Here is a 26,198-nt window from a genome sequence, read left to right as displayed (position 1 = left end):
CCACAATCGCCGGCCCTGTAGTTCCGGTTGAACCCACGCAATGGCAGCACTCTCCGCGGCGCTCGCGCGCCAGATCGCCCAGACCATCGCCGACGAGATCGGCGCGCAGGCCGCGCAGGCGCAGGCCGCCATCGCGCTGCTGGACGAAGGCGCCACGGTCCCGTTCATCGCGCGCTACCGCAAGGAAGTCACCGGCGGCCTGGACGACACGCAGCTGCGCACGCTGGAAACGCGCCTGGTCTACCTGCGCGAACTGGAAGACCGCCGCGCCGCGATCCTGGCCAGCATCGACGAGCAGGGCAAGCTGACCGACGACCTGCGCAATGAACTGCTCGCCGCCGACAGCAAGTCGCGCCTGGAAGACCTGTACCTGCCCTACAAGCCCAAGCGCCGCACGCGCGCGCAGATCGCGCGCGAGGCCGGCCTGGAGCCGCTGGCCGATGGCCTGCTGGCCGACCCCACGCGCGTGCCGGAGGACTTTGCCGCCGGCTTCGTCGATGCGGAGAAGGGCGTGGCCGACGCCAGGGCCGCGCTGGAAGGCGCGCGCGCCATCCTGATGGAGCGCTGGGGCGAGGACGCCGCGCTGCTGGGCGAACTGCGCACCTGGCTGCAGGACAACGGCGTGATCCGCGCCCGCGTGGTGGAAGGCAAGGAGGACGCCGGCGCCAAGTACCGCGACTACTTCGACCACAGCGAAGCGCTGGCCAGGATCCCCTCGCATCGCCTGCTGGCCCTGTTCCGCGCGCGCCGCGAGGAATTCATCCAGCTCGACCTGGAGCCCGGCGCGGACATCGAGGCCGGCAACGCCTATGCCGAAGGACGCATCGCGCGCGCGGCCGGCATCGACCAGCGTGGTCGCCCCGCCGATGCCTGGCTGGCGCAGGCCTGCCGCCTGACCTGGCGCGCCAAGCTGCACCTGCACCTGATGCTGGACCTGTTCAACCAGGCGCGCGAGAAGGCCGAAGGCGAGGCCATCGAGGTGTTCGGCGACAACCTCAAGGACCTGCTGCTGGCCGCCCCGGCGGGGCCCAAGACCGTGCTCGGCCTGGACCCGGGCATCCGCACCGGCTGCAAGGTCGCCGTGGTCGATGCCACCGGCAAGCTGGTGGCCACCGACACCATCTATCCGCACGAACCCAAGCGCCAGTGGGAGCAGTCGCTGCAGACGCTCAAGCGCCTGTGCCAGCAGCACGACGTGGCGCTGATCGCCATCGGCAACGGCACCGCCAGCCGCGAGACCGACAAGCTGGCCGGCGAGGTCATCAAGGCCTGCAACAACCCCAAGCTGCAGAAGATCGTGGTCAGCGAGGCTGGCGCGTCGGTGTACTCGGCTTCGGAAACCGCGGCCAAGGAATTCCCCAACCTGGACGTGTCGCTGCGCGGCGCGGTGTCCATCGCCCGCCGCCTGCAGGACCCGCTGGCCGAGCTGGTGAAGATCGAACCCAAGGCCATCGGCGTGGGCCAGTACCAGCACGACGTGGACCAGTTCCGCCTGGCGCGCGCGCTGGATGCGAAGGTGGAGGACTGCGTCAACGCGGTCGGCGTGGACGTCAACACCGCCTCGGCCGCGCTGCTCACGCGCGTATCGGGCCTGTCCTCGACCGTGGCCGAGAACATCGTGGTCTACCGCGACCAGCATGGCCCCTACCCCACCCGCAAGGCGCTGCTCAAGGTGCCGCGCCTGGGCGAGAAGACCTTCGAGCAGTGCGCCGGCTTCCTGCGCATCAACGACGGCGAGCAGCCGCTGGACGCCTCCGCGGTGCACCCTGAGGCCTATCCGGTGGTCGAACGCATCCTGGCCCAGGCCGACGGCAAGAGCATCAAGCAGATCATCGGCGACACCGCCTTCCTACGCGGGCTCAAGGCCGAGCGCCTGACCGACGAGACCTTCGGCGTGCCCACCGTGCGCGACATCCTCAAGGAGCTGGAGAAGCCCGGCCGCGACCCGCGCCCGGAGTTCAAGGCCGCGCGCTTCGCCGAGGGCGTGGAGGACATCAAGGACCTGCGCGAAGGCATGATCCTGGAAGGCGTGGTGAGCAACGTGGCCGCCTTCGGCGCGTTCGTCGATATCGGCGTGCACCAGGACGGCCTGGTCCATATCTCCGCCCTGTCCGACACCTACGTCAAGGACCCGCGCGAAGTGGTCAAGGCCGGCGACATCGTCAAGGTCAAGGTGCTCGAGGTGGACGTGGCGCGCAAGCGCATCGCCCTGACCCGCCGCCTGGACGACGTCCCCCGCGCCCCGACCAGCGGCCCGCGCGAGGACCGCAATGCGCGCGACAACGCACGCGGCGGCCCGCGCCACGGCGGCGGCAACGCACGGCCGCCCAAGCCCACCGCACCACCGGTGGACAACGCGCTGGCTGCGGCGTTTGCGCGGGCGCGGGGGAAGTGATCGCGCCGCGCCTCCCTTGCGGACAACGCGACGGGAGGCGATTCAGGTCGGATCGGCCACTTCTGTTTTCGGCAACCGAACGCGTGCCTTGCTCGAGCCGTAGAGGCAAAAGCCAGGGCGTGAGGTCGAGCACGAATCTCAACGGTTCAAGAACTGCACTCCGACCCAGCTCCCGAGTTAGTTAGAGCGCAATCCGAGATAGTAGTTCGTCAACAGCGTCACGACTGTTCTCGATGTAGTGCGGGTGCGTGTCGAAGTGGCGAGTTGAAATGTCAAACAACAACTTTTTGGCGTGCGTCAGAAGAGAATCGACATCTGAAAATTTCAAGTCCGCCTTAAGCTCTACGGCGGCTCTGTCGCGCCTTAATGTTTGGTGGCCGACTACTTCATTGCGGAGCGTGCACACGCGCAACCAAGTCTGTTTGATCTGCTCCAAGCGTTGGCGATACTCGGCAAGAGCCTCTGCGGGGATAAGACTGCCCGCAAGCTCCAGCAGTTGCCGAAAGTTGACCGTATCTCCTCGGGTCTCGTAGAGGCCGTAGAGAAGGACAACCGTGGAGTTATATAGCGCGGACTCGGCTCCCGCGAAGAATCGCAGGTTGCGGTTAAATCGGACTAGATGATCTTGGTTGGCGGTCGATTCTCGGAGGGCAACGAGAAGATCGTGGTGTACCTGGGCTTGGTTGATGCGCATGAAAAGCGCCTGTCTTGTCTCGTTCGCCGTCAAAGCTGCCATTGCGCGCTGACGCCTGCATTAATCCGATAGTGCAAGAAAGAGTAGCAAGGCGCCGAACGGTAACGAGACCAAGCCAGCCTGCGCTCATTGCAGACCAGAAAGCGGCAACCAGTGTGCTTGGTTAGCGCCACCAGGATAGCAATTGCGCGATTAGCGATGGTGTTGGGCATTGGCTCTACCACCCTGAGTTGAGCCGCGTCGCGGAGCGGTGTCGGGTTGAACGAATTGTTAGACGGCGCGATTGACTGCTCCGTCAACGCTTGAGAACAGCCGTGTAAAACACTTTGAGTCGACCGCCTCATTTAGCTTATTGCTGGCAAGCTGCTTCTGCCCGAGTGCAAGCGCCACATATCCAGCAGAATACGAGCGAATCGGAGACGGGTTGCGCCCGAATCCCCAAAGGCGCGGCATGTCTTCGTCCTCCTTTAGAAGAATTGACAGAACTTCGGAGCGTTCATCGAGCCGTGCAAACCAGTTGAGAGCCATCGGGATCTGGCCGATGACGTCCTGGATACACCAGAGCAAGTTCCTTCCGGAGGCGTCAATCGACCAAATTGTCTTATCCGAGGTCGCGGCCGACACTTCGGGAAACAAGCGCCCGCGAAATAGGCACTCATGCTCTCGAGGAAGTTGAACTCCATCTTTCACTTTCGCGTCCCACAGAGGTGGTACGTACAAAAGATACTTGCCAAGATTCACACAAAACGAAAAGGTGGTAACCCCCATAATCTCGGCGTTGTAGCTGTTAAATGATTGAAGATCCAGGACATCGATACTGTCCTGATGATGCCGCCAAGCCACCCTCTGCGTAAATCGATTGAATCCGGCTTTCTTCAAAAGCGGCCAAACGGCTCTTTTGATTTCTCGGTTGACGATCTTGCTGTCCATGTCGTCCAACGACGATTCGACCCCACAATGGGGCGTATTCGGCGAGTCTGCTGTTCGGCTTGCGGGGCGTCAATAGGAAAAAGCCGCACACGACAAGGGCTTGCTTGGCGCATATCGATTGCGCGACAGACATGACTTTCGTGTTATCGGCGAAGGCGCGGGTGCATTCCGTCGCGCAGCGAGCGCGCGGTCATAAAGAAATGACAGATCGCGACTTGGGCGACATTGGCCCGACGCTGGGTCATTTTTGGTGATTTCTCACGCCGGACTCGCCGCCGGGCAAGCGCTTGCAGCGATCTTGATTGATGGCGGCGTATTCGCAGTCGCCGGATACGCACGGCAGACGCGGCACCGATGCATAGCGCGGTTCAAGGCCGAGGCCGCGCCGACGCACCGGCGACTGACTTGGACGGCTGATTCGATCCTCGCGCCGAATCAACCGCCCCCCGGCTCGGCAATGATCACCTCAACCCCCATCCGCTGCAGCCCGTCGCGCGTAGAGGCGTCGATGCCGGCGTCGGTGATGATGGTGTGCACCTGCTCCAGTTTGGCGATGCGGTGCAGGCTGACCCTGCCGAACTTGGAGGCGTCGGTCAGCACGACCACGCGGCGGGCATGTTCCACCATGCGCTGGTTGAGGCGGGCCTCGGATTCGTCGTGGGTGGTCAGGCCGAACTGCAGATCCAGGCCGTCCACGCCCAGGAACAGGGTGTCGAAGCTGTAGGCGTTGAGGCTCACCTCGGCCTGGCTGCCCTGCAGCGACAGCGACTGCTTGCGCAGCTGGCCGCCGGAGAGCAGCACGTTGACGCCGGGCGCGGTGGCCAGTTCCCAGGCGATGTTCAGGCCGTTGGTCATCACCGACACGTCGCGGTGGTCGTGCAGGTGGCGCGCCAGGGTCATGGTGGTCGAGCCGGAGTCGATGATGATGTTGTCGCCGGGCTTGACCAGCCGCGCGGCGCGCAGGCCGATGGAATCCTTCAGCGGCAGGTTGAGCGTGTCCTTCTCATGGATGTCGCGCTCCTGCGGCGGTGTGCGCACGAGGTTGGCGCCGCCGTGTGTGCGCGTGGCCAGGCCCTGGGCCTGGAAGTGGTTGAGATCGGCGCGGATGGTCACCGCCGAGACGCCGAAGCGTTCGACCAGCGCGCCCACCTGCACGCCGCCCTGCTCGATCAGGGATTGCAGGATCTGCTGGCGGCGGGAGCGGGTGTTGCGCATGGCCATCGGGGGATCCCTGAGGAGCTCGGCAGCTTAGCCGGTCGTATCGCCCGCGCGACGGGCGGGAAGCGAGGTCCGCGGCGAGGACACGGCGTGCGCCCTGGGTCTCAGGACGACGCCGGCGGGCAGGCCAGCAGCGCCGCGCCGCGCGCGCCGCCGGCATCGCCGAAGCGCGGCGGCACGATCGGCGGCACCTGCGCGCCGGCGAACAGGTGCGCGGCCACCGCGGCGGGCAGCTGCGCATACAGCGGTGCGTATTGCGACAGCCCGCCGCCGAGCACGATCACATGCGGATCCAGGGCCAGCACCAGCGCGGCCAGGCTGTGGCCGAGCAGGTCGCGGTGGATGTCCAGCGCCTGGCGGGCACGCGCATCGCCGGCGTCGGCCAGCGCGACCACTGCGGCGGCATCGGGCGCGGTGCCGCCCAGGTGACGCTCGAGCATGGCCAGGCCGCTGCCGGAGACATAGCGCTCCACGCAGCCCTGCAGACCGCAGCCGCAGGGCAGCAGCGGCAGGCCATGGCGCTGCAGCAGGTGGCCGGGCACGCTCCAGTGGCCCCATTCGCCGGCCAGGCCGTTGAAGCCGGTGATCAGCCGTCCGTCCACGCAGTAGCCGCCGCCCGCGCCGGTCCCGAGGATCGCGCCGAACATGCTCGGATAGCCCTGCGCGGCACCGCCGCGGGCCTCGGACAGGGCGAAGCACTGCAGGTCATTGCCGAAGGCCAGCGGCCGCGCCAGCCGCGCGCGCAGGTCGGCGGCGACGGTCTGGCCGGTCAGCGCGGGCACGTTGGCGCTGAGCTGGCGACCGCTGCCGCGCTCGCGCACGCCGGGCAACGCCACGCCGATGGCGCAGGCCGCCTGGCCCAGCGCGGCGTCGGCCTGGGCCACCAGCGCGGCGACCGCGTCGAGGAAGCCGGCGTAGTCGCCCTGCGGCGTGGCCACGCGCCGGCGCCAGACCCCCTGCAGGGCCGCATCGCAGGCCACCAGTTCGATCTTGGTGCCCCCGATGTCGATGCCGTAGCGCAGGGCCGGTGCGTCAGCCACGGTGGATGGTGACGCCCTGCACGACGCGGTTGACGGTGCCATCGGGGAAGGGATTGTCCGGGGTCAGCCCCAGCGCCGCCGAGCGCCGCAGCGCGTAGAGTTGGGCGAAACCCAGCCACACCGGCGCCAGCCATGGATCGTCCAGCGCCGGCGTGGTCGCCGGCACGGTCAGGGTGAAGTCGTCGTCGGCCCCGATGTCGGCGTGCGGGCCGATCGCCAGGACCTGGCCGGCCACGCCGTCGCGGCGCAGTTCGGCCAGCAGGTCCTGCTCGTAGCGGCGCGCCAGCGGCTGCACGCTGCGCAGCACGATCACCAGGGTGCGCGCGTCCAGCGTGGACTTGGGGCCGTGGCGGAAGCCCAGCGGCGTGTTGGCCAGCGCCAGCACGCGCCCGGCGGAGAGTTCGAGCACCTTCAGCGCGGCCTCGCGCGCCAGCGCCTCCAGCGGACCGCTGGCCAGATAGATCACCCGATCGAACGGACGCGCGGCCAGCGCCGCCACCGGTGCGTCCCACTGCGCCAGGCCCTGGCGCGCCAGCGCGGCCACCTGCCGCAGGCGGGCGATGCGCGTGTCCAGCGCGCCGCGGTCGAACACCGCCAGCGCCGCCAGCAGCATGCAGGTCAGGCTGCTGGTCATGGCGAAGGCCTGGTCGCAGCTGGCCGGCGGCATCAGCACGGTGAAGGTATCGGCGCGACCGGCCCCGCGCCGCGCCAGTTCGCCCTGAGCATTGCAGGTGATGTCCAGGAAGCGCGCCTGGTCCACGCCGGCGCGGACTAGGTCCACCGCCGCCACGCTCTCCGGACTGGACCCGCTGCGGCCGAAGGACACCAGCAGGGTGGGCCGCGCACGCTCCAGATACAGCGTCGGATGGGTCAGCAGGTTGGTGGTGTGCAGGGCGCGCACGTCGGCCGGCCACTGCGCGTTGATCGTGTCGGCCACCATCTCGGCGATGAAGCCAGAGCTGCCGGCGCCGGTGAACAGCACGCGCTGGCGCGGGTCGCTCAGCGCCTGGCCTAGGAAGGCCTGCAGCCGCGGCCACGCCTCGGCCAGCCCCTGTGCCAGCTGCTCCCACAGCGCCGGCTGCTGGGCGATCTCGGCGGCGGTGTGCGCGCCTCCCAGGCGCTGCCAGGCGGGGGCGTCGGAAAGCGGAATCAGGTCCATGCAAGCGTCCAGTTGGGCCGGCGCAACATCCCGCTTTCCTTTCGAAATGTCAAATAACGAAAGAAAATGAAAAGACGCGAGCCGGCTATGCCTGGAAGAGCTTCTCTGTTGCGGGGCCGGACCGGGCCACCAGGGATCAGAGCAACGGCCAGCCCGAATCGGCCGGAATTTCGAAAGAAATTCGAACCAGATTCTTTCTTTTACGCGTCGAAATGGCGCGCTTTTCCTTTCATTTCGTTGACATGTTTCGAAACCCTGCCTTACAGTCGGTGACGACCCGCCATTCGCACGTCGGTTGAACCGGCAAACGGAGCCTTTCAGGTGCAAGTCCGAGCCCCGCGATCGCCGCTGCGTGCCGCGCTGTCGTCAGCGCTGCTGCTGGCCTGCGGTGCGGCCGGGGCCGTGTCGGTCGGCAACGTGCGGTCGATCAGCGCGCAGGGCGAGCACGCCTGGCTGCTGCGCACCGACAGCGGCGCGGTGATGCGCATCGAGGTGGTGGCCGCCGACATCGTGCGCGTGCAGGCCGGCCGCGACGGCAGGCTCACCGACGCCGGCGACAAGGCCGCGCCGATCGTGCTGCCGCAGCCGGCCAGCGACGCGCAGGCAAGCCTGGAGGAAGACGCCCAGGAGCTGCGCGTGCGCACCGACGCGCTGGTGCTGCACGTGCAGCGCGCGCCCCTGCGCCTGCGCCTGGAACGGCTGGACCAGGGCCGCGCGGTGCCGCTGTGGCAGGAGCTGCAGCCGCTCGACCTGGACCGGGACCAGAGCGTGCAGGTGCTGTCCTCGCAGGCGGACGAAGGCTTCTACGGCGGCGGCCAGCAGAACGGGCGCTACCAGTTCAAGGGCCGCGAGCTGGAGATCTCCTACTCCGGCGGCTGGGAGGACGGCGACCGGCCCAGCCCGGCGCCGATGCTGCTGAGCGACCGCGGCTGGGGCATGTTGCGCAACACCTGGCGCGACGGCGACTACGACCTGCGCCAGCCCGACCAGGCCACGCTGCTGCATCGCGAGGACCGCTTCGACGCGTACTACTTCGTCGGCGCCGGCCTGCCGCGGCTGGTGGAGCGCTACACCCGGCTCACCGGCCGGCCCACCATGCTGGCGCGCTGGGCGCTGTCCTACGGCGATGCCGACTGCTACAACGACGGCGACAACGCCAGGAAGCCCGGCACCGTGCCGGACGGCTGGCACGACGGCCCCACCGGCACCACGCCGGACGTGATCGACTCGGTGGCGCGCCAGTACCGCGAGCACGACATGCCCGGCGGCTGGATCCTGCCCAACGACGGCTACGGCTGCGGCTACACCAAGCTGCCCGAGGTCGTGGAGGGGCTGGCCCGGTACGGCTTCAGGACCGGGCTGTGGACCGAGAACGGCGTGGACAAGATCGCCTGGGAGGTCGGCACCGCCGGCAGCCGGGTGCAGAAGCTGGACGTGGCCTGGACCGGCAAGGGCTACCAGTTCGCGATGGACGCCAACCGCGCGGCCTACCAAGGCATCCTGGACAACTCCGATTCGCGCCCGTTCCTGTGGACGGTGATGGGCTGGGCCGGCATCCAGCGCTACGCGGTGGCCTGGACGGGCGACCAGAGCGGCAGCTGGGACTACATCGCCTGGCATATCCCCACGCTGGTCGGCTCGGGGCTGTCGGGGCTGGCCTACGCCACCGGCGATGTGGACGGGATCTTCGGCGGCAGCGCCGAGACCTATACCCGCGACCTGCAGTGGAAGGCGTTCACGCCGGTGCTGATGGGCATGTCCGGCTGGTCGGCCAACGACCGCAAGCACCCCTGGTGGTTCGACGAACCCTATCGCAGCATCAACCGCGCCGCGCTCAAGCTGAAGATGCGGCTGACGCCGTACATGTACGGCCTGGTGCACGAGGCGGCGCAGACCGGCGCGCCGCCGGTGCGCGGGCTGATGTGGGACTTCCCGGACGACCCGCATGCGCACGATGAGACCTACAAGCACCAGTTCCTGCTCGGCCGCGACCTGCTGGTCGCGCCGGTCTACCGCAGCCAGGCCGCCAGCCGCGGCTGGCGCCGCGACATCCACCTGCCGGCCGGCACCTGGATCGACTACTGGGACGGCCGCCGCGTGCGCGCCGGGGCGGAAGGCCGCCAGCTGGACCGCCAGGTCGACCTGGCCACCGTGCCGGTGTTCGTGCGCGCCGGGGCGATCGTGCCGATGTATCCGGAGATGCTGTTCGACGGGCAGAAGCCGCTGGACGAGGTGACCTTCGACCTGTATCCGCAGGGCGAATCGCAGTACACGCTGTACGAGGACGACGGCAGCACGCGCCGCTACCAGCAGGGCGAATCGAGCACACAGGTCATCGCCATGCACGCTCCGGACCAGGGCGCCGGCCCGGTGCGGGTCGAGATCGGCGCGGTGCAGGGCCAGTACCAGGGCCAGCTGGCGCAGCGCCGCTATGCCCTGCGCGTGTCCAGCCGGCAGGCGCCGCGCGGGGTGCGGCTCGACGGCCGCGCGCTGCCGCAAGTGGGCGATGCCGCCGCGCTGGCGCGCGCGACCGAAGGCTGGTCCTTCGACGCCGGCGAGCGGCGCGGCACGCTGCACGTGCGCACAGCGGCGGTGGACATCCGCGCGCCGCTGGCGCTGCAGCTGGACTTCCCCGTGGCGCCCGCGGCGGCCGACGATGCCTATCCGGCCGCGCCGGACCTGGGCCGCGCGCTGCCCGCCGACAGCCTGCTGGTGGTCAACCGCCCGGCCGAGGAGCCCGGACAGCCGCTGGAGAACGCCTTCGACGACGACCCCGGCACCTGGTTCCGCACCGTGCGCAACCAGGCCGTGCGCACCGGCGCGCACGAGTGGGTGGTCGGCTTCGGCGAGCGCAAGCTGATCGACGGCATCGAACTGGCCCCGCGCAACGACAAGAACTGGAAGCACGGCCAGGTGCGCGACTACGAGGTCTACCTGGCGGACAGCAACGGCGAATGGGGCGAGCCGGTCGCGCGCGGCACGCTCAAGCTGGCGCAGGGCACGCAGCGCATCGACTTCCCGGCCCACGCCGGGCGCCTGCTGCGCTTCCGCGTGCTCAGCGTGCAGAACCCCGAGGGCGACGGCGCGTCGGCCACCGATCCGATGGTGCTGGCCGCCCAGGGCGGCGACGCCGCGCGCGCCATCGATGCGCTGCAGCCGCGCGATGTCGGGCCGATCACGCTGTCCACCTTCCACATCCTCGAGCACGTCGAACCCGAGCGCCCGGTGCAGCAGCGCGCCCTGTCCGAACTGCCGCTGCCGGCGGCGCTGGCCGGCAAGGTCGTGCCCGACCGCGCCCTGCGCGGCGGCGGCGCGCTGCGCATGAACGGCCTGCTGTTCCGCCGCGGCCTCGGCGTGGGCCCCGACAGCCGCCTCGACCTGGCGCTGAAGGGCCAATGGCGCCTGCTGCGCGCCGACCTCGGCATCGACGACGCCTGCCGCCAGGCCGGCGGGCTGCAGTTCCAGGTGTTCGGCGACGGCCGCCTGCTGTACGACAGCGGCCTGGTCCAGGCGCCGGGCGTGGTCAAGCCGGAACTGGACATCCGCGGCCTGTCGACCCTGAGCCTGCGCACCACCGGCGCGACCGGCGCCGCCCCGTCCCAGGTCTGCGCCGACTGGGCCAATGCCGTGCTGATCGGCCAGGAGGGCGATACCGCCAGCGTCCTGCGCCCATGACCCCCGCGTAACACCGCTCTGCCCCGCCCTGCCCGCCGCGGCCGCCACGCCGCGGCCGTGAGGATCGTTTTGCCCGGCGCACCGCCACCCCGCGCCGTTTAACCGCCAGGAGAGACCTTCGATGTTGCCCGCACCTGCGTTCCGTTCCCGCTCCCGTTCCCCGCTGTCGCTGGCCGTGGCCAGCGTGCTGCTGGCCCTCGCCCTGCCCGCCGCCGCGCAGGACACCACCGCCCAGGACGGCGAACCGGCCAAGGACAGCCAGGCCACCGACCTGGCCCGCATCCAGGTCACCGGCTCCAACATCCGGCGCACCGATGTGGAGACCGCCTCGCCGGTTCAGGTCATCAGCAAGCAGGAAATCGAGAACATGGGCGCGCGCACCCTGCTGCAGGTGCTCGACAACCTGCCGGCCGCGCGGCCGGCGCAGCAGGACTTCCGTTCGCTGTTCACCGGCTCCGATGGCGCCTCGCAGGCCAACCTGCGCGGGCTGGGCGCGCAGGGCACGCTGGTGCTGCTCAACGGCCGCCGCCTGTCGTACTACGGCGCGCCGGCGGGCTTCCAGACCCAGTTCGTCAACATCGATGCGATCCCCGCCGCGGCGATCGAACGCATGGAAGTGCTGACCGACGGTGCCTCGGCCGTGTACGGCACCGACGCGATCGCCGGCGTGATCAACGTGATCACCAAGCGCGACTACCAGGGCGCCGAGGTCAACCTGACCACCGACAGCTCCTCGCGCATCGACTCCTACGGCGAGCACCAGGCCAGCATCACCGGCGGCTTCGGCGACCTGGACCGCGACCGCTTCAACGTCTACGGCTCGGTCAACTACTACAAGCGCGATGCGATCCCGCTGAGCGATGTCTACGACAAGCGCCCGGCGCAGTACTACGTCAACAATCCCAACTACCTGAAGAACCTGCGCCTGGGCACCGGCAGCAAGCCGGGCGAGTTCAATCCGGGCAGCTACTTCGCCTTCGACCCGGTCACCGGCGCGCGCGTGCAGGAGGCCGCGCCAGGGTGCAACAACGTGCTCACCACCGAGGCCGCCGGCCCGCGCTGCATCTGGCAGACCTGGATGAACAACGAGATCGACGGCGGCGCGCAGTCCGAGCGCACCACGGTCTACCTCAACAGCCACTTCCTGGTCGGCGACACCACCGAGGCCTTCGCAGAGGGCACCTATACCGACATCGACCTGCGCGCCAACGGCGGCACGCCGCGCACGTTCAACACCACCACCGGCAACCCGACCAGCTGGTTCTCGCGCAATACCGGCACCACGGTCAACCAGTTCCTGTATCCGTACCTGGGGCCGAACAACGAGTACAACCACGCCAGCCCGGCGCTGAAGGCGATGATGGGCGGCGTGGTGGGCCTGCAGTACCTGCTGCAGGACGCGGGCGATGACTACTTCGGCCAGCGCAACACCGACAAGAGCTATCGTGTGGTCACCGGCCTGCGCGGCCAGCTGGGGCAGTGGAACTGGGAGACGGCCTTCGCCACCGCCGGCAGCCACTCGGTCACCTATCAGACCGTCAACGTGAACCTGAAGGGCTTCGAGAAGGCTTTCGGTCCCTTCACCATCGAACCGGGCACCGGGCGGGTGATCATCTCCGACCATCCGGCGTACAAGTTCGGCGAGATCAGCGAGGCCAACGCGGCGCTGATCCGCGAGGCGTACCCGACCTTCGACATCCAGTCCTGGACGCGCCTGCACACCCTGGACGGCAAGATCGAAGGGCCGATCGCGCAGCTGCCGGCCGGCGAGATGCGCGCGGCGTTCGGCTTCAACGCCACCCGCGAGACCTTCTACACGCCGGGCAATCCGGATGCGGCCGACGGCCTGATCACCCAGCAGGGCGGCTCGTGGTTCGACGGGGCGCGCAACACCTATGCGCTGTTCGCCGAGACCGTGGCGCCGCTGACCGAGAAGCTGGAGCTGGACGCGGCCCTGCGCGCGGACAAGTACCCCAACTTCGACACCAACCTGGCGCCGAAGATCGGCCTGAAGTACCAGGCGCTGCCGCAGCTGATGCTGCGCGGCACCTACTCCGAGGGCTTCCGCGCGCCCAGCCTGGCCGAGGCGGGGACCGGCGGCGTGTTCGCCCAGCTGGGCGGCTACCGCGACGAGACGCGCTGCGCCGAGACCAACGCGATCGCCAACCTGCTGCTGCAGTCCAGCCGCGCCGGCGACGTGGACCTGGGCAACGCGCTGCTCAACAGCGACTGCAGCCGCACCGTGGCGCGCATGACCCAGCCCAACAAGAACCTGCAGCCGGAGAAGGCCAAGATCGCCACGCTGGGCTTCGTGTTCGAGCCGGTGCGCTGGCTGTCGGTGTCGGCCGACTACTGGTTCGTCTATCGCCGCAACCAGATCGTCGCGCCGGACTACAGCAAGGACACCGACATCCTGTCGATGACCCGCTCGCCGATCACCGACGCCGACCGCGCCAACCTGGCGCAGCTGGCGGCCATGTGCGCCGATCCCGGCGCGGGCGTGGCCTGCCCCGGCACGCTGCCGGGCTACAGCGTGGGCAACGTGTCCGCGGTGGTGGGCCAGTACAAGAACCAGGGCAAGACGCTGATCGACGGCTTCGACATCGACGCGCGCAGCCAGTTCTCGCTCGGCGCCTGGGGCAAGTTGAACCTGGGCCTGGCCGCGACCATCGCCCGCCGCAACGAGAGCTACATCGACGATGAGTACCGCTGGTACTACGGCAACACCGTGGGCTACTACAGCAACCCGCGCCTGCGCGCCACGCTCAACGCCGACTGGAGCTACCAGCAGTTCACCACCAGCGTCTTCGTCAACTACACCGGCGGCACCAAGTGGGGCTGGGACCGGATCGACGCGCAGGACAACAATGCCGATACCTGTACCGCCGGCTACCTGCCGCTGGAGAAGAGCAAGTGCGACGGCGCGCCGTCGTGGTGGACCGCCAACCTCAGCGTGGCCTGGCGCCCCGACGCGCACTGGAACGTGGGGCTGACGCTGAAGAACCTGTTCGACCGCAAGCCCTTCTACGATCCCAACAGCTTCCTGGGCGATTCCAGCGACTACGCCAGCATCTATGGCCGGGTGGTCAGCTTCCAGGTGGGGTACAAGTTCTAGTCGGTACGTAACTGGCTCATCTCCCCCTGCGAAGCAGAGAGATGCCGGGAGGGTGGCGCCGCGCGCATGGTGGCGGAACACCCGCCTCTCCCTTTCGACTACAGCGACGGGAGGGGAGAAGCCAAGCAACACGTCACACCGTTCCAACGCGCCGGCGCGCAGCGCCGGCCCATCGCATTCCAATGAGGAGGATCTTCCACCCATGAACCGCAGAGACTTCATCGCCGCAGGCGGCCTGCTGGCCGCCACCAGCCTGCTCTCGGCCACCCCCGCCTGGGCGCGCGGCCGGCGCCTGCGCATGGGCCTGATCGGCACCGGCATGCGCGGCCAGGTGCATCTGACCGAGCTGCTGCGCCGCAGTGACGTGGACGTGGTGGCGCTGTGCGACATCGAGCCGATCATGCTGGGGCAAGCGCAGGCGATGGTCGCCAAGGCCGGCAAGCCGGCGCCGAAGGTCTATGGTGCCGATGGCGATGTCAACGCGTGGAAGCGCCTGCTCGAGACCCGCGGGCTGGACGGCGTCATCATCGCCACGCCATGGGAATGGCACGCGCCGATGGCCATCGGCGCGATGGAAGCCAAGGTGGCGGTGGGCTGCGAGGTGGTCGCCGGCATCACCCTGCAGGACCACTGGGACGTGCTGGAGACCCAGCTGCGCACCGGCACGCCGTACATGCTGCTGGAGAACGTCTGCTACCGCCGCGATGTGATGGCGGCGCTGCAGATGGTGCGCGCCGGCCTGTTCGGCGAGCTGATCCACCTGCAGGGCGGCTACCAGCACGACCTGCGCGGGGTGAAGTTCAACGACGGCAATCCCGCCCACCCCTACGACAGCGGCGTGGAGTTCGGCCCCAAGGGCTGGTCGGAGGCGCGCTGGCGCACGGAGCATTCGATCGAGCGCAACGGCGATCTCTATCCCAGCCACGGCATCGGCCCGTGCGCGATGTATACCGGCATCAACCGCGGCAACCGCTTCACCCGCCTCAACGCCTTCGCCACCAAGGCGCGCGGCCTGCACGACTACACGGTGGAGAAGAGCGGCGGCACCACGCATCCCAGCACCAAGGTCACCTTCAAGCTGGGCGACGTGGTCACCACCACCCTGGCCTGCGCCAACGGCGAGACCATCCTGCTGCAGCACGACACCTCGCTGCCGCGCCCGTACTCGCTGGGCTTCCGCGTGCAGGGCACCAAGGGCCTGTGGATGGACCTCAACCACGGCGTCCACATCGAGGGCCGCAGCCCGCCGCACGAATGGGAGGACTTCAAGGCCTACCAGGACCAGTACGAGCATCCGCTGTGGAAGCAGTACGCCGGCGATGCCGCCGGGGCGGGCCATGGCGGCATGGACTGGTTCGTCATGCACGCCTTCTGCGAGGCGCTCAAGGCCAACGCGCCGATGCCGATCGACATCTTCGACGCGGTGACCTGGAGCGCGATCACCCCGCTGTCCGAGCAGTCCATCGCGCAGGGCTTCCAGACGCTGGACTTCCCGGACTTCACCCGCGGCCAGTGGCAGCAGCGCAAGCCGATCTTCGCCTTCGACGCGCGCTACTAGCCCGCGGCTTCAATGCTGATCTCGACGCCGCCTGGCTCTGCCGGGCGGCTTTTTTGTTCTCGCAAGAATGCGGGGATACGAATCAGGTGATGGTGTCAGAGCGAAGCCGGCACACGGACTTCGCCCACCCGCCTCGACCCGGCCGGGCACGGCTCCTCGGCTCGGTCTGCCATCCATGTCCCGCTCTCCGCGTGCCCGGCCGGGTCGAGGCTCCGCGAACGTGCAGAGCAGGACTTCTTCCAACTCAAAAGCACCGAGCAAGCGCTCTGCCTCCTCCTCGCGCGCAGCGCAGGGGAGGGGGCCTCAAGTTGATGATTTCCCATCGCTGATCGCGTTGTGCACGCGGGAGGGCCTCGAAGACCGATCAAACCGAAGCCCTCTGACCTGACGCGCGAGGCAGCGGGCCGGCGGGCGGTGGCCGCGCCTGGCGAGGCAGGACGCCGAGCGCCCGACTCAGGGCAGGATGCCCTGATGGAGGGAAAAGCAGCCACCGCCCGCCGGCCCGCTGCCCCTCCGAGGCGAAGCGCGCACGCACGTCCCAAGCCCCTGAACAGAGCAGGCGCCGTACCTCGGCCGCGGGCCCGGCATTGGACGAAGGTCGTAGTCCGATCGGCCGATATTCGCACCAGCAAGCGAATATCGAACTTGAATGCTGCACTGCGATAAAACTAGCGTGTGCACCTGTCTCGCGGGTGCCGGATCGACGGCGGCCGTTGCCGCGGCATCACGCGCGCCCCGCCCCTGCGGCCTGCTGCGCGGTCCGCGCGCATGACACCCCCTGTACCGCCGGAGATCCAGATGCGCCCCGTCCTCCTCGTTGCCAGCGGCCTGCTGGCCTGCCTGCCGCTGCTGGCCGCCGCCCACCAGGCCGAGCCCGATCCGCCCGCGCGCCAAGTGCTGAAGGTGGACCGCTACGACGATGACGAGGCGCCGGGCTCGCTGCGCTGGGCCATCGCCACCGCCAACGCGGCGCCGGGCATCTACCGGATCGAGATCGCCGCGGTCGGCACCGCGCCCTACGTGATCAAGCCGCGCGCGCCGCTGCCCGAGCTCAAGGGCCCGGTGGCCATCGTCGGCCTGCCGTTCGCGCAGTCCGGCCAGTACGTGGCCATCGATGGCGCCGCCTACGTCACCGGCACCGGCACCCGGGCCTGCCCCGGCGCGGTGCCGGGCCAGTACGGCACCAACGTGCGCACCACGACCCTGCCAGGCCTGGTGCTGCGCGACACGCAGGGAGTGGAGCTGGCCGGGCTGGAAGTGCGCAACTTCTGCATCGGCGTGCTGATCAACCGCAGCCACGACAACTGGCTGCACGACAACCGCATCGTCGCCAACAAGGGCGGCGCCGGCGTGATGCTGACCGGCGACGACGGCAACGGCCAGTCCACGCCCACCACCACCGTGCACAACCGCGTGGTGCGCAACGAGTTCATCGACAACGGCGACGGCCTGGAGCTGACCCGCGGCGCGGCCTGGAACCTGGTGGCCGACAACCTGTTCCGCTCCACCGACGCCAATCCCGAGCCCTCCCAGGGCATCGAGATCCTGTGGGGCAACGACAACCTGGTGCTGCGCAACCGCTTCGAGAACTACTCCGACGGCCTGCAGATCAACTGGGGCAACCGCAACACCATCGCCGCCAACACCTTCACCGGCAACTCCATCGGCGTCAGCCTGACCGGGCGCGACAACGTGGTCGATGGCAACACGATCACCGGCAACGGCATCGGCGTGGCACTGCGCCCGCAGCCGGTGTCGCGGCCCAACCGGATCACCGCCAACGCGATCTTCGGCAACGGCCTGAAGATCGAGCGCTGCCAGGCCGGCGGCGCCTGCGTGCCGGGCCAGGCGCGCGGGGCGATCGTGTTCGGCGTGCCGGGGCTGGAGCATGCCGACTTCGTCGGCTCGCGCGGCGGCGGCGTCGAGAGCGATCCCGCCAAGCTGGCGCAGATCTGCAGCGCGCGCGTCACCGACCACTGCCAGCCCGTGCCCAACGACGGCCTGGCCGCGCCGGTGGTCGAACAGGCCCGCCGCAGCGGCACGACCCTGCAGATCCAGGGCCAGGTGCGCGGCACGGCCAACACCGTCCAGCGCGTGGAAGTCTTCGGCAACCCGCGCGCCAGCGACACCGAGGCGACTCGCTACCTGGGCGATGCCCAGGTGACCACCGACGCCCAGGGCCAGGCGCGCTTCTCCTTCGCCGTGCCGGCCACCGCCGACATCGCCGGCGTCACGGCGACCGTGACCGCCGTGGACGGGGCCACCTCGCCCCTGTCCGCGCCGCGCGCCGTGGCGCGCTGAGGTCCTGCCCGCCCGCCGCACCCGCATCTCCTTCGCATTCACAGGTATTCCCCCATGTCGTACGCCTCCCGCTCCTTCTCCCGCGCCCTGACGCCGCTGGCGCTGGCCCTGCTGGCCACGCCGCTGCTGGCCCAGGCGCAGGACCGCTTCGATGCGACCACCATGACCGGCGGCTGGAACGGCCAGCGCGCCGCGCTGGCCGACAAGGGCATCAGCTTCCGCGGCGACTATGTCGGCGAGGCGATGGGCGTGGTCGATGGCGGCCTGGACACCGGCGCGCGCTATGCACAGCAGGTGCGCGTGGGCTTCGACCTGGACATGGGCAAGCTGGCCGGCTGGGACGGCGGCACCTTCCGCTTCACCCTCAACGACCGCCGCGGCCGCAGCACCTCGGCCGACCTGGTGGGCAACCGCTTCCCGATCCAGGAAGCCTACGGCGGCCAGTACACGCGCCTGACCGAGCTGAGCTACGACCAGACCTTCAACGGTGGCCGCTCGTACTTCAAGCTCGGCTTCTACGCGATGGGCAACCAGTTCGGCCTGCTCAGCGCCGGCACCAGCTTCGTCAACGCCGCCTTCTGCGCCCACCCGCTGGCCATGAGCGGCAACAGTGGCTGGTACAACTACCCGACCGCGCGCTGGGGCGGTGAGTTCGCCGAGCAGCTGACGTCCTCGGTCAACCTGCGCGCCGGCTGGTTCCAGGTCAATCCCAACCTGGGCGGCAACATCGAGCGCAACGCGTTCCGGCCCTTCGTCGAGGGCACCACCGGCTCGCTGTTTCCGGTCGAGCTGACCTGGAAGCCGGGCGCCGGCACGCTGTATCCGGGCGTGTACAAGTTCGGCGGCTACTACGACTCCTCGCGCGTGCCCAAGAAGGGGCTGGACACCAGCAGCGTCACCGGCCGCGACGGCGCCTACGTGCTGGCCGAGCAGAAGCTCTACACGCCGGGCAGCGACGCGGCCATCGGCCTGAACGCCTTCGCCGAGTACATGGTGTCGGACAGCGACACCGCCCAGCTCAAGCGCTGGTACGCCATCGGCGGGGTGTGGCAGGGCGTGGGCTCACGCAGCAAGGACCGCATCGCGCTGGGCTACGTGGGCTCGGACATCAACCACCGCCTGCTCGATGCCCGCCGGGCCGCGCTGACCACCGCCGGCGTGCCGGCCGATTCGCCGCTGTTCGCGCTCACCGGCGCCGAGGAGCTGTACGAGCTGTCCTACAGCTTCCAGGTCAATCCGTGGCTGATGCTGCGCCCGGATGTGCAGTACATCACCAACCCCGGCACCTTCTCCTACGCCCAGACCGACAACGCCTTGGCCGTCGGCCTGCAGGCCAAGATCACCTTCTGATTCGCCGCATCGCACGCCATTGCTCCCGGGAGGGACTTGAGATGAAGCTTCGCCGTACTACCCTAGCCGCCCGCATGCTGCTGGCCCTCGCCCTGATGGCCGGCGCCGCCACCGCCGCCAATGCCGCCGACATGAACAACGCGTCCACCCTGCCCGCCGTCCGCACCATCGCCGTCAAGGGCGTGCAGATCGGCCAGGGCGCACCGAAGACCATCGTGCCGATCACCGGCAAGACCGCGGCCGAGCAGCTGGCCCAGGCCCAGCGCATCGGCGCCAATGCCGACACCGACGTGGTCGAGTGGCGCATCGACTACCTGGACATCGCCGGCGACGCCAAGGCGCTGGTCAAGCTGGCCCCGCAGATCGCCGCGGCCGCAGGCGGCAAGCCGGTGATCCTGACCTTCCGCACCAAGGCCGAGGGCGGCGCCACCGCGATCGCCGATGCCGACTACGGCAAGCTCTACGCCGCGCTGATCAAGGCCCATGCCGCCGACCTGTACGACGTGGAGATGTTCCGCGACCGCGCGGTGGTCGAGGCCATCGTCGCCGCCGCGCACGCGGCCGGCGCCTACGTGGTGATGTCCAACCACGACTTCCACGCCACGCCGGACACGGCCGAGATCGTCGCCCGCCTGCGCCAGCAGCAGGCCCTCGGCGCGGACGTGCTGAAGATCGCGGTGATGCCGCGCAACCCCGGCGATGTGCTCAAGCTGCTCGACGCCACCTGGCAGCTGCGCCAGAGCAGCGACCGCCCGCTGCTGACCATGTCGATGGGCCCGGTGGGCGTGGTCTCGCGCCTGTCCGGCGAGACCTTCGGCCAGGCCCTGACCTTCGGCATGATCGGCACCGCCTCGGCGCCGGGCCAGATCGAGGTCGGCACGCTGCGCGGGATCCTGACCACGCTCGACAACGCCACCAAAAAGCCGCAGTAACGCTGCCCACGGCGCCCGTGACCGCCGCATGCGGCGTTGATGCGCGTCCGTGTGCGAGCAAGGTCGTCCTCGACGCGAGCGCTGCGCTATCGGCGCCGCGTCGGCCAGTCCGATTGAAGGAGTCGCCATGGCCCACGCCACAGCCCCCAACGCCCCGCTCACGCTGCAGTCGATGAGCCCGTTCCAGTGGCTGGCCATCGCCATCTGCGTGCTGCTCAACATGCTCGATGGCTTCGACGTGATGGTGATGGCCTTCGCCGCGCCGCACGTCTCGGCCGACTGGGGCCTGAGCGGCAAGGAACTCGGGCTGATGCTCAGCGCCGGCCTGGTCGGCATGGCCGCCGGCTCGCTGGTGCTGGCGCCGCTGGCCGACCGCTACGGCCGGCGCGCGATGATCCTGTGGTGCCTGGTGATCCTGACCGTGGGCATGGCGCTGTCAGGCCTGGCGCGCAACGCCTGGCAGCTGGCCGGGCTGCGCGTGTTCACCGGCCTGGGCATCGGCGGCATGCTCGCCGGCGTGGGCGTGATCACCGCCGAGTATGCCAGCCCCAAGTGGCGCAGCACCGCGGTCGCGCTGCAGGCCACCGGCTATCCCATCGGCGCCACGCTGGGCGGCCTGATCGCCGCGGTGCTGCTGGAGCGCTGGGGCTGGCACGCGACCTTCTTCTTCGGCGCGCTGGCCTCGTTGCTGTGCATCCCGGTGGTGCTGGCGCTACTGCCCGAGTCGCTGGACTTCCTGCTCAGCCGGCGCCCGCCCGACGCGCTGGCCCGGCTCAACGCGCTGCTGGCGCGCATGCGCGCCCCCAGGCTGGACGCGCTGCCGCCGCCCCCGCCGGTCCCGGAAAAGGCGGGCTATGCGGCGCTGTTCACCCCGGGCCTGCGCCGCAACAGCGTGCTGATCGCGCTGGCCTTCTTCATGCACATGTTCGCCTTCTACTTCGTGCTGAGCTGGACGCCCAAGCTGCTGGTGCAGGCCGGGCTGTCGGCCGAGCAGGGCGTCACCGGCGGGGTGCTGCTGAACCTGGGCGGCATCATCGGCGGGGCCCTGTTCGGCTGGCTGGCCGCGCGCTTCGCCCTGCCGCGGCTGACCGCCACCAGCTTCCTGATCGCCGCGCTGGGCATGGCGGTGTTCGCCTCGCTGGGCACGCAGCTGCAGCTGGCCTTCCCGGTGGCCTTCGTGATCGGCGCGGCGCTGTTCGGCTCGATGGCCGGCCTGTACGCGGTGGCGCCGATCGTGTTCGCGCCGAGCGTGCGCACCACCGGCCTGGGCTGGGCGATCGGCATCGGCCGCGTCGGCGCGATCCTCTCGCCGATGACCGTCGGCGTGCTGGTCGACGCGGGCTGGCAGCCGGCCAATCTGTACTACGTCCTGGCCCTGCCGCTGCTGGTGGCCATCGCCGCGGTGCTGACGATGCGCCTGCAGCCCGCGCGCTGAAGGCAGTGGTGGGCGCGCGCATGCCGGCCGCGCCGAGGGATTCGACTTTGGTCCAGTTTGTGCGAATAACGAACTTAAAACCGATATTCGGATTGACGCGATTTTTCGCGCGGTCCACCTTGGCGTCCCGCGCGGCTTGCGCGCGCGGACTGTCCAAGCGAGAGGATGCGACTTCGATGTCCCTGATTGCCCAGGCGCGCGCGGCCTGCGACCGCGCGGTGATGCCATGATCGACAAGACCCTGCCCTCGTGCGCGGCGGCGGTGGCCGACATCCGCGACGGCGCCACGGTGATGATCGGCGGCTTCGGCACGGCCGGCATGCCCGACGCGCTGATCGAGGCGCTGATCGAACACGGCGCGCGCGAGCTGACCATCGTCAACAACAACGCCGGCAACGGCGAGACCGGCCTGGCCGCGCTGATCAAGCACAAGCGCGTGCGCAAGATCGTGTGCTCGTTCCCGCGGCAGAGCGACTCGCAGCATTTCGACGCGGCCTACCGCGCCGGTGAGATCGAGCTGGAGCTGGTGCCGCAGGGCAACCTGGCCGCGCGCATCCACGCCGCCGGCAACGGCCTGGGCGCCATTTTCACCCCGACCGGCTACGGCACCGAACTGGCGCAGGGCAAGGAAACGCGCGAGATCGACGGCAGGCACTACGTGCTCGAGTACCCGATCCACGCCGACGTCGCGCTGATCAAGGCCCACCGCGGCGATCGCTGGGGCAACCTGGTCTACCGCAAGACCGCGCGCAACTTCGGCCCGCTGATGGCGATGGCGGCCAAGTGCACCATCGCCCAGGTCCATGAGGTGGTGGAACTCGGCGGGCTCGATCCCGAGGCCGTGGTCACCCCCGGCATCTTCGTCCAGCGCGTGGTCGCGGTCGGCCACCAGGAGGCCCGCGCATGAGCGGTTACCAGCGCATGACCCGCGAACAGATGGCCGCGCGCGTGGCGCGCGACATCCCCGAGGGCGCCTACGTGAACCTGGGCATCGGCCTGCCCACGCAGGTGGCCAACTACCTGCCGGCCGACAAGGAGATCTTCCTGCAGAGCGAGAACGGCCTGCTCGGCATGGGCCCGGCGCCCGCGCCGGGCCAGGAGGATCCCGACCTGATCAACGCCGGCAAGCAGCCGGTGACGCTGCTGACCGGCGGCTGCTATTTCCACCACGCCGATTCGTTCGCGATGATGCGCGGCGGCCACCTGGACATCTGCGTGCTGGGCGCCTTCCAGGTCTCCCAGCATGGCGATCTGGCCAACTGGAGCACCGGCGCGCCCGACGCCATCCCCGCCGTCGGCGGCGCGATGGACCTGGCCATCGGCGCCAAGCAGACCTACGTGATGATGGATCTGCTGACCAAGACCGGCGAGAGCAAGCTGGTCGCCGAATGCAGCTATCCGCTGACCGGCCTGCGCTGCGTCAGCCGGGTCTACAGCGACCTGGGCGTGTTCGACCTCGGCCCCGACGGGGCACGCGTGGTCGAGCGGGTCGATGGCCTGTCCATCGAGGAACTGCAGCGCCTGACTGGTCTGACGCTGGCGCACTGAACGGAGCAAGCGCATGAGTGAAGTCTTCATCGTTGATGGCATCCGCACGCCCGTGGGCCGCTACGGCGGCGCGCTGAGCGGCGTGCGCGCCGACGACCTGGGCGCGGTGCCGCTGGCGGTGCTGCTGGCGCGCCACCCCGACCTCGATCCGGCCGCGATCGAGGATGTCTACCTGGGCTGCGCCAACCAGGCCGGCGAGGACAACCGCAACGTGGCGCGCATGAGCCTGCTGCTGGCCGGCCTGCCGGTCAGCGTGCCGGGCAGCACGGTCAACCGCCTGTGCGGTTCGGGCCTGGATGCCGTCGGCACCGTCGCCCGCGGCATCCGCGCCGGCGAGCTGGGCCTGGCCATCGCCGGCGGCGTGGAGTCGATGTCGCGCGCGCCGTGGGTGATGGGCAAGGCCGAGAGCGCCTTCGCCCGCAACCAGCAGATCGAAGACACCACCATGGGCTGGCGCTTCATCAACCCGAAGATGAAGCAGCTTTACGGCGTGGACCTGATGGGCGAGACCGCCGAGAACGTGGCCGCGCGCTACGGCATCTCGCGCGAGGACCAGGACGCCTTCGCCCTGCGCAGCCAGCAGCGCGCCGTCGCCGCGCAGGCGGCCGGCTTCTTCGAGGGCGAGATCACCCCGGTCACCGCACCCGGCAAGAAGCGCGGCGAGACCGTGCAGGTCGCCGTGGACGAACATCCGCGCGCCGACACCACGCTCGAGGGCCTGGCCAGGCTCAAGCCGATCTTCCGCCAGCCCGGCACGGTCACCGCCGGCAACGCCTCGGGCATCAACGATGGCGCCGCCGCGCTGCTGCTGGCCAGCGCCGAGCAGGTGCAGGCGCTGGGCCTGACGCCGCGCGCGCGGGTGCTGGGCTTCGCCAGCGCCGGCGTGGAACCGGCCTACATGGGCATGGGCCCGGTGCCCGCGACGCGCAAGCTGATGGCGCGCCTGGGGCTGTCCATCGGCGACTTCGATGCGATCGAACTCAACGAGGCCTTCGCCGCCCAGGGCCTGGCCTGCCTGCGCGAACTCGGCGTCGCCGACGATGCCGCCCACGTCAACGCCAACGGCGGCGCGATCGCCCTGGGCCATCCGCTGGGCATGAGCGGCGCGCGCATCACGCTGACCCTGCTGCGCCAGCTCGAGGCCAGCGGCGGGCGCCGCGGACTTGCGACCATGTGCATCGGCGTCGGCCAGGGCGTGGCGCTGGCGATCGAGCGCGCGTGACGCGCACGCTGTCCTGAAGCACTGTGGCCCGGGCCCTGACCGGGCCAGACGGAGAAGCAAGATGAGCCAATCCCCTTCCGATTCCCTGGCCGGCTATCGCAAGCCCTACCCGGGCAGCCAGCCGCCTTACATCCATCCGCCCTACGCCTCCACCGTGCTGCGCGGCGTGGGCAGCGACCCCATCGCCATCCCGGTGACGCTGTCGGAAGTCACCGGCCCCACGCTGGACCGCCTCACCCTGGGCGAGCATGCGGCCGACCTGACCGCCGGCTTTGCGGGCGAGCCGCTGGGCGAGCGCATCATCGTCTCCGGCCGCGTGCTGGACGAGAACGGCAGGCCGGTGCGCAACACCGTGGTCGAGGTCTGGCAGTGCAACGCCGCCGGCCGCTACCTGCACGCCGGCGACCAGCACGACGCGCCGCTGGATCCCAACTTCAAGGGCACCGGCCAGGTCCTGACCGACGCGCACGGCCACTACCGCTTCAAGACGGTCAAGCCCGGCGCCTACCCGTGGCGCAACCACTACAACGCCTGGCGCCCGGCGCATATCCACTTCTCGCTGCATGGCGCGGGCATCGGCCAGCGCCTGGTCACGCAGATGTACTTCCCGGGCGATCCGCTGCTGGCGTTCGACCCGATCTACAACTGCGTGCCCGACCCGCAGGCCAAGGCGCGCATGGTCTCGGCCTTCGACTGGGAGACCACGCAGAACGAGTACGCGCTGGGCTATCGCTTCGACATCGTGCTGCGCGGCCGCAAGCAGACCGTTTGGGAGTAACGCATGAGCCTTCAATCGACCCCGTGGCAGACCGTCGGCCCCTACTACCGTCTGGGGCTGGAGCCGCTCTACCACACGCAGATCGCCCCACCCGCGGCGAAGGGCGAACGCATCACCGTCACCGGCACCGTGTTCGACGGCCTTGGCAATCCGGTCAGCGACGCGGTGCTGGAACTGTGGCAGGCCGATGCTAACGGCATCTACGACCACGCCGAGGACCCGCGTCGCGACGCGCACGACCCGGCGTTCCACGGCTGGGGCCGCGTGCCGACCGACGCGCAGGGGCGCTTCTCCTTCAGCACCATCAAGCCGGGCCGCGTGCCGGGACTGAAGGGGGTCGCGCAGGCGCCGCACCTGGTGGCGCTGGTGTTCATGCGCGGGCTGCTCAAGGCGGCGCCGACGCGCATCTACTTCTCCGATGAGCCCAGCAATGGCGAGGACGGCATCCTGGCGCTGGTGCCGGAAGCGCGCCGCGAGACGCTGGTCGCGCGGCAGACGGCGCCGGGGCAGTACGCGTGGGATGTGAAGATGCAGGGCGAGCGCGAGACGGTGTTCTTCAGCTACTGAGCGCCGCTTTTCGCTCTTTGCATTAGCGGCTGCGGTTGATTTGGCTGTTGCTGTTGCTGTTCTGCTGTTGCTGTTCTGCTGTTGCTGTTCTGCTGTTGCTGTTCCGCTGTTGCTCTTCTGTCTGAGCCGTAAAGCACGCCGAGCACCGCAGCGAAGCAGGGCCGAAGAGGCGCCCTGTTTGAGCGAAGCGAGTTTGGGCGCCGTGCCCTGATTCGCGAGGAGCGCAGGGGACCGACGCGCAGCGTCGGCGTGCGTCCCGGCGAGAAGCGGTTTTGCTTCCT

General features: G+C 69.4%; 18 protein-coding genes. 13 read left to right on the top strand and 5 right to left on the bottom strand.

Annotated elements, in window-relative coordinates:
* Positions 1 to 40 precede the first annotated feature (40 nt).
* On the top strand, positions 41 to 2,395 hold the full coding sequence (locus LAJ50_RS00845) for a Tex family protein (RefSeq protein WP_138651396.1): 2,355 nt from the start codon (positions 41 to 43) through the stop codon (positions 2,393 to 2,395).
* Positions 2,396 to 2,576: 181 nt separating this feature from the next.
* On the opposite strand, the gene LAJ50_RS00840 is transcribed toward LAJ50_RS00845, so the two are convergent.
* The 5 genes from LAJ50_RS00840 to LAJ50_RS00820 form a co-directional block, all read right to left on the bottom strand.
* A complete protein-coding gene (locus tag LAJ50_RS00840; protein ID WP_138651397.1) occupies positions 2,577 to 3,089 on the bottom strand; it encodes a hypothetical protein in 513 nt (170 codons plus the stop codon).
* A 270-nt stretch (positions 3,090 to 3,359) separates the two neighbouring features.
* Complete coding sequence (locus LAJ50_RS00835) at positions 3,360 to 4,019, bottom strand: DUF4304 domain-containing protein (RefSeq protein ID WP_138651398.1); 660 nt, start codon at positions 4,017 to 4,019, stop codon at positions 3,360 to 3,362.
* Positions 4,020 to 4,454: 435 nt separating this feature from the next.
* Positions 4,455 to 5,234: a DeoR family transcriptional regulator gene (locus tag LAJ50_RS00830; protein WP_138651439.1), complete on the bottom strand. Its 780-nt coding sequence runs from the start codon at positions 5,232 to 5,234 to the stop codon at positions 4,455 to 4,457.
* Positions 5,235 to 5,341: 107 nt separating this feature from the next.
* Positions 5,342 to 6,277 (bottom strand): ROK family protein, encoded by a 936-nt coding sequence (locus LAJ50_RS00825; RefSeq protein ID WP_224096424.1) that lies wholly within the window; start codon positions 6,275 to 6,277, stop codon positions 5,342 to 5,344.
* Entirely contained in the window at positions 6,270 to 7,436 is a 1,167-nt protein-coding gene (locus LAJ50_RS00820; protein ID WP_138651400.1) for an SIS domain-containing protein, read from the bottom strand. Before LAJ50_RS00820 ends, LAJ50_RS00825 begins: the two co-directional genes overlap by 8 nt.
* A 321-nt stretch (positions 7,437 to 7,757) precedes the next feature.
* On the opposite strand from LAJ50_RS00820, the gene LAJ50_RS00815 reads away from it, so the two are divergent.
* From LAJ50_RS00815 to pcaG, 12 genes are all read left to right on the top strand, one after another.
* Positions 7,758 to 11,111, top strand: a complete 3,354-nt coding sequence (locus LAJ50_RS00815; protein WP_138651401.1) for a TIM-barrel domain-containing protein — start codon at positions 7,758 to 7,760, stop codon at positions 11,109 to 11,111.
* A gap of 121 nt (positions 11,112 to 11,232) precedes the next feature.
* A complete protein-coding gene (locus tag LAJ50_RS00810; RefSeq protein WP_138651402.1) occupies positions 11,233 to 14,226 on the top strand; it encodes a TonB-dependent receptor in 2,994 nt (997 codons plus the stop codon).
* A 202-nt stretch (positions 14,227 to 14,428) separates the two neighbouring features.
* On the top strand, positions 14,429 to 15,784 hold the full coding sequence (locus tag LAJ50_RS00805) for a Gfo/Idh/MocA family oxidoreductase (RefSeq protein WP_138651403.1): 1,356 nt from the start codon (positions 14,429 to 14,431) through the stop codon (positions 15,782 to 15,784).
* Positions 15,785 to 16,582: 798 nt separating this feature from the next.
* Entirely contained in the window at positions 16,583 to 18,085 is a 1,503-nt protein-coding gene (locus LAJ50_RS00800; protein ID WP_171044532.1) for a NosD domain-containing protein, read from the top strand.
* A gap of 54 nt (positions 18,086 to 18,139) precedes the next feature.
* Positions 18,140 to 19,435 (top strand): carbohydrate porin, encoded by a 1,296-nt coding sequence (locus LAJ50_RS00795; protein WP_138651404.1) that lies wholly within the window; start codon positions 18,140 to 18,142, stop codon positions 19,433 to 19,435.
* 41 nt (positions 19,436 to 19,476) lie between these two features.
* On the top strand, positions 19,477 to 20,367 hold the full coding sequence (aroD, locus tag LAJ50_RS00790) for a type I 3-dehydroquinate dehydratase (protein ID WP_224096423.1): 891 nt from the start codon (positions 19,477 to 19,479) through the stop codon (positions 20,365 to 20,367).
* Positions 20,368 to 20,494: 127 nt separating this feature from the next.
* On the top strand, positions 20,495 to 21,802 hold the full coding sequence (locus LAJ50_RS00785) for an MFS transporter (RefSeq protein ID WP_138651405.1): 1,308 nt from the start codon (positions 20,495 to 20,497) through the stop codon (positions 21,800 to 21,802).
* Positions 21,803 to 22,028: 226 nt separating this feature from the next.
* Positions 22,029 to 22,709: a 3-oxoacid CoA-transferase subunit A gene (locus LAJ50_RS00780; RefSeq protein ID WP_138651406.1), complete on the top strand. Its 681-nt coding sequence runs from the start codon at positions 22,029 to 22,031 to the stop codon at positions 22,707 to 22,709.
* On the top strand, positions 22,706 to 23,350 hold the full coding sequence (locus LAJ50_RS00775; RefSeq protein ID WP_130534900.1) for a 3-oxoacid CoA-transferase subunit B: 645 nt from the start codon (positions 22,706 to 22,708) through the stop codon (positions 23,348 to 23,350). Before LAJ50_RS00780 ends, LAJ50_RS00775 begins: the two co-directional genes overlap by 4 nt.
* A 13-nt stretch (positions 23,351 to 23,363) precedes the next feature.
* Positions 23,364 to 24,572: a 3-oxoadipyl-CoA thiolase gene (pcaF, locus tag LAJ50_RS00770; RefSeq protein ID WP_138651407.1), complete on the top strand. Its 1,209-nt coding sequence runs from the start codon at positions 23,364 to 23,366 to the stop codon at positions 24,570 to 24,572.
* Positions 24,573 to 24,633: 61 nt separating this feature from the next.
* Positions 24,634 to 25,350: a protocatechuate 3,4-dioxygenase subunit beta gene (gene pcaH / locus LAJ50_RS00765; RefSeq protein WP_130551285.1), complete on the top strand. Its 717-nt coding sequence runs from the start codon at positions 24,634 to 24,636 to the stop codon at positions 25,348 to 25,350.
* Between the two features lie 3 nt (positions 25,351 to 25,353).
* Positions 25,354 to 25,917 (top strand): protocatechuate 3,4-dioxygenase subunit alpha, encoded by a 564-nt coding sequence (gene pcaG, locus LAJ50_RS00760; protein ID WP_138651408.1) that lies wholly within the window; start codon positions 25,354 to 25,356, stop codon positions 25,915 to 25,917.
* Positions 25,918 to 26,198: the final 281 nt, after the last annotated feature.

The organism is Pseudoxanthomonas sp. X-1 (assembly GCF_020042665.1).
GTDB lineage: Bacteria > Pseudomonadota > Gammaproteobacteria > Xanthomonadales > Xanthomonadaceae > Pseudoxanthomonas_A > Pseudoxanthomonas_A spadix_A.
Note: the sequence above shows the minus strand (reverse complement) of the source record. Positions and strands in the feature narration are given on the sequence as shown.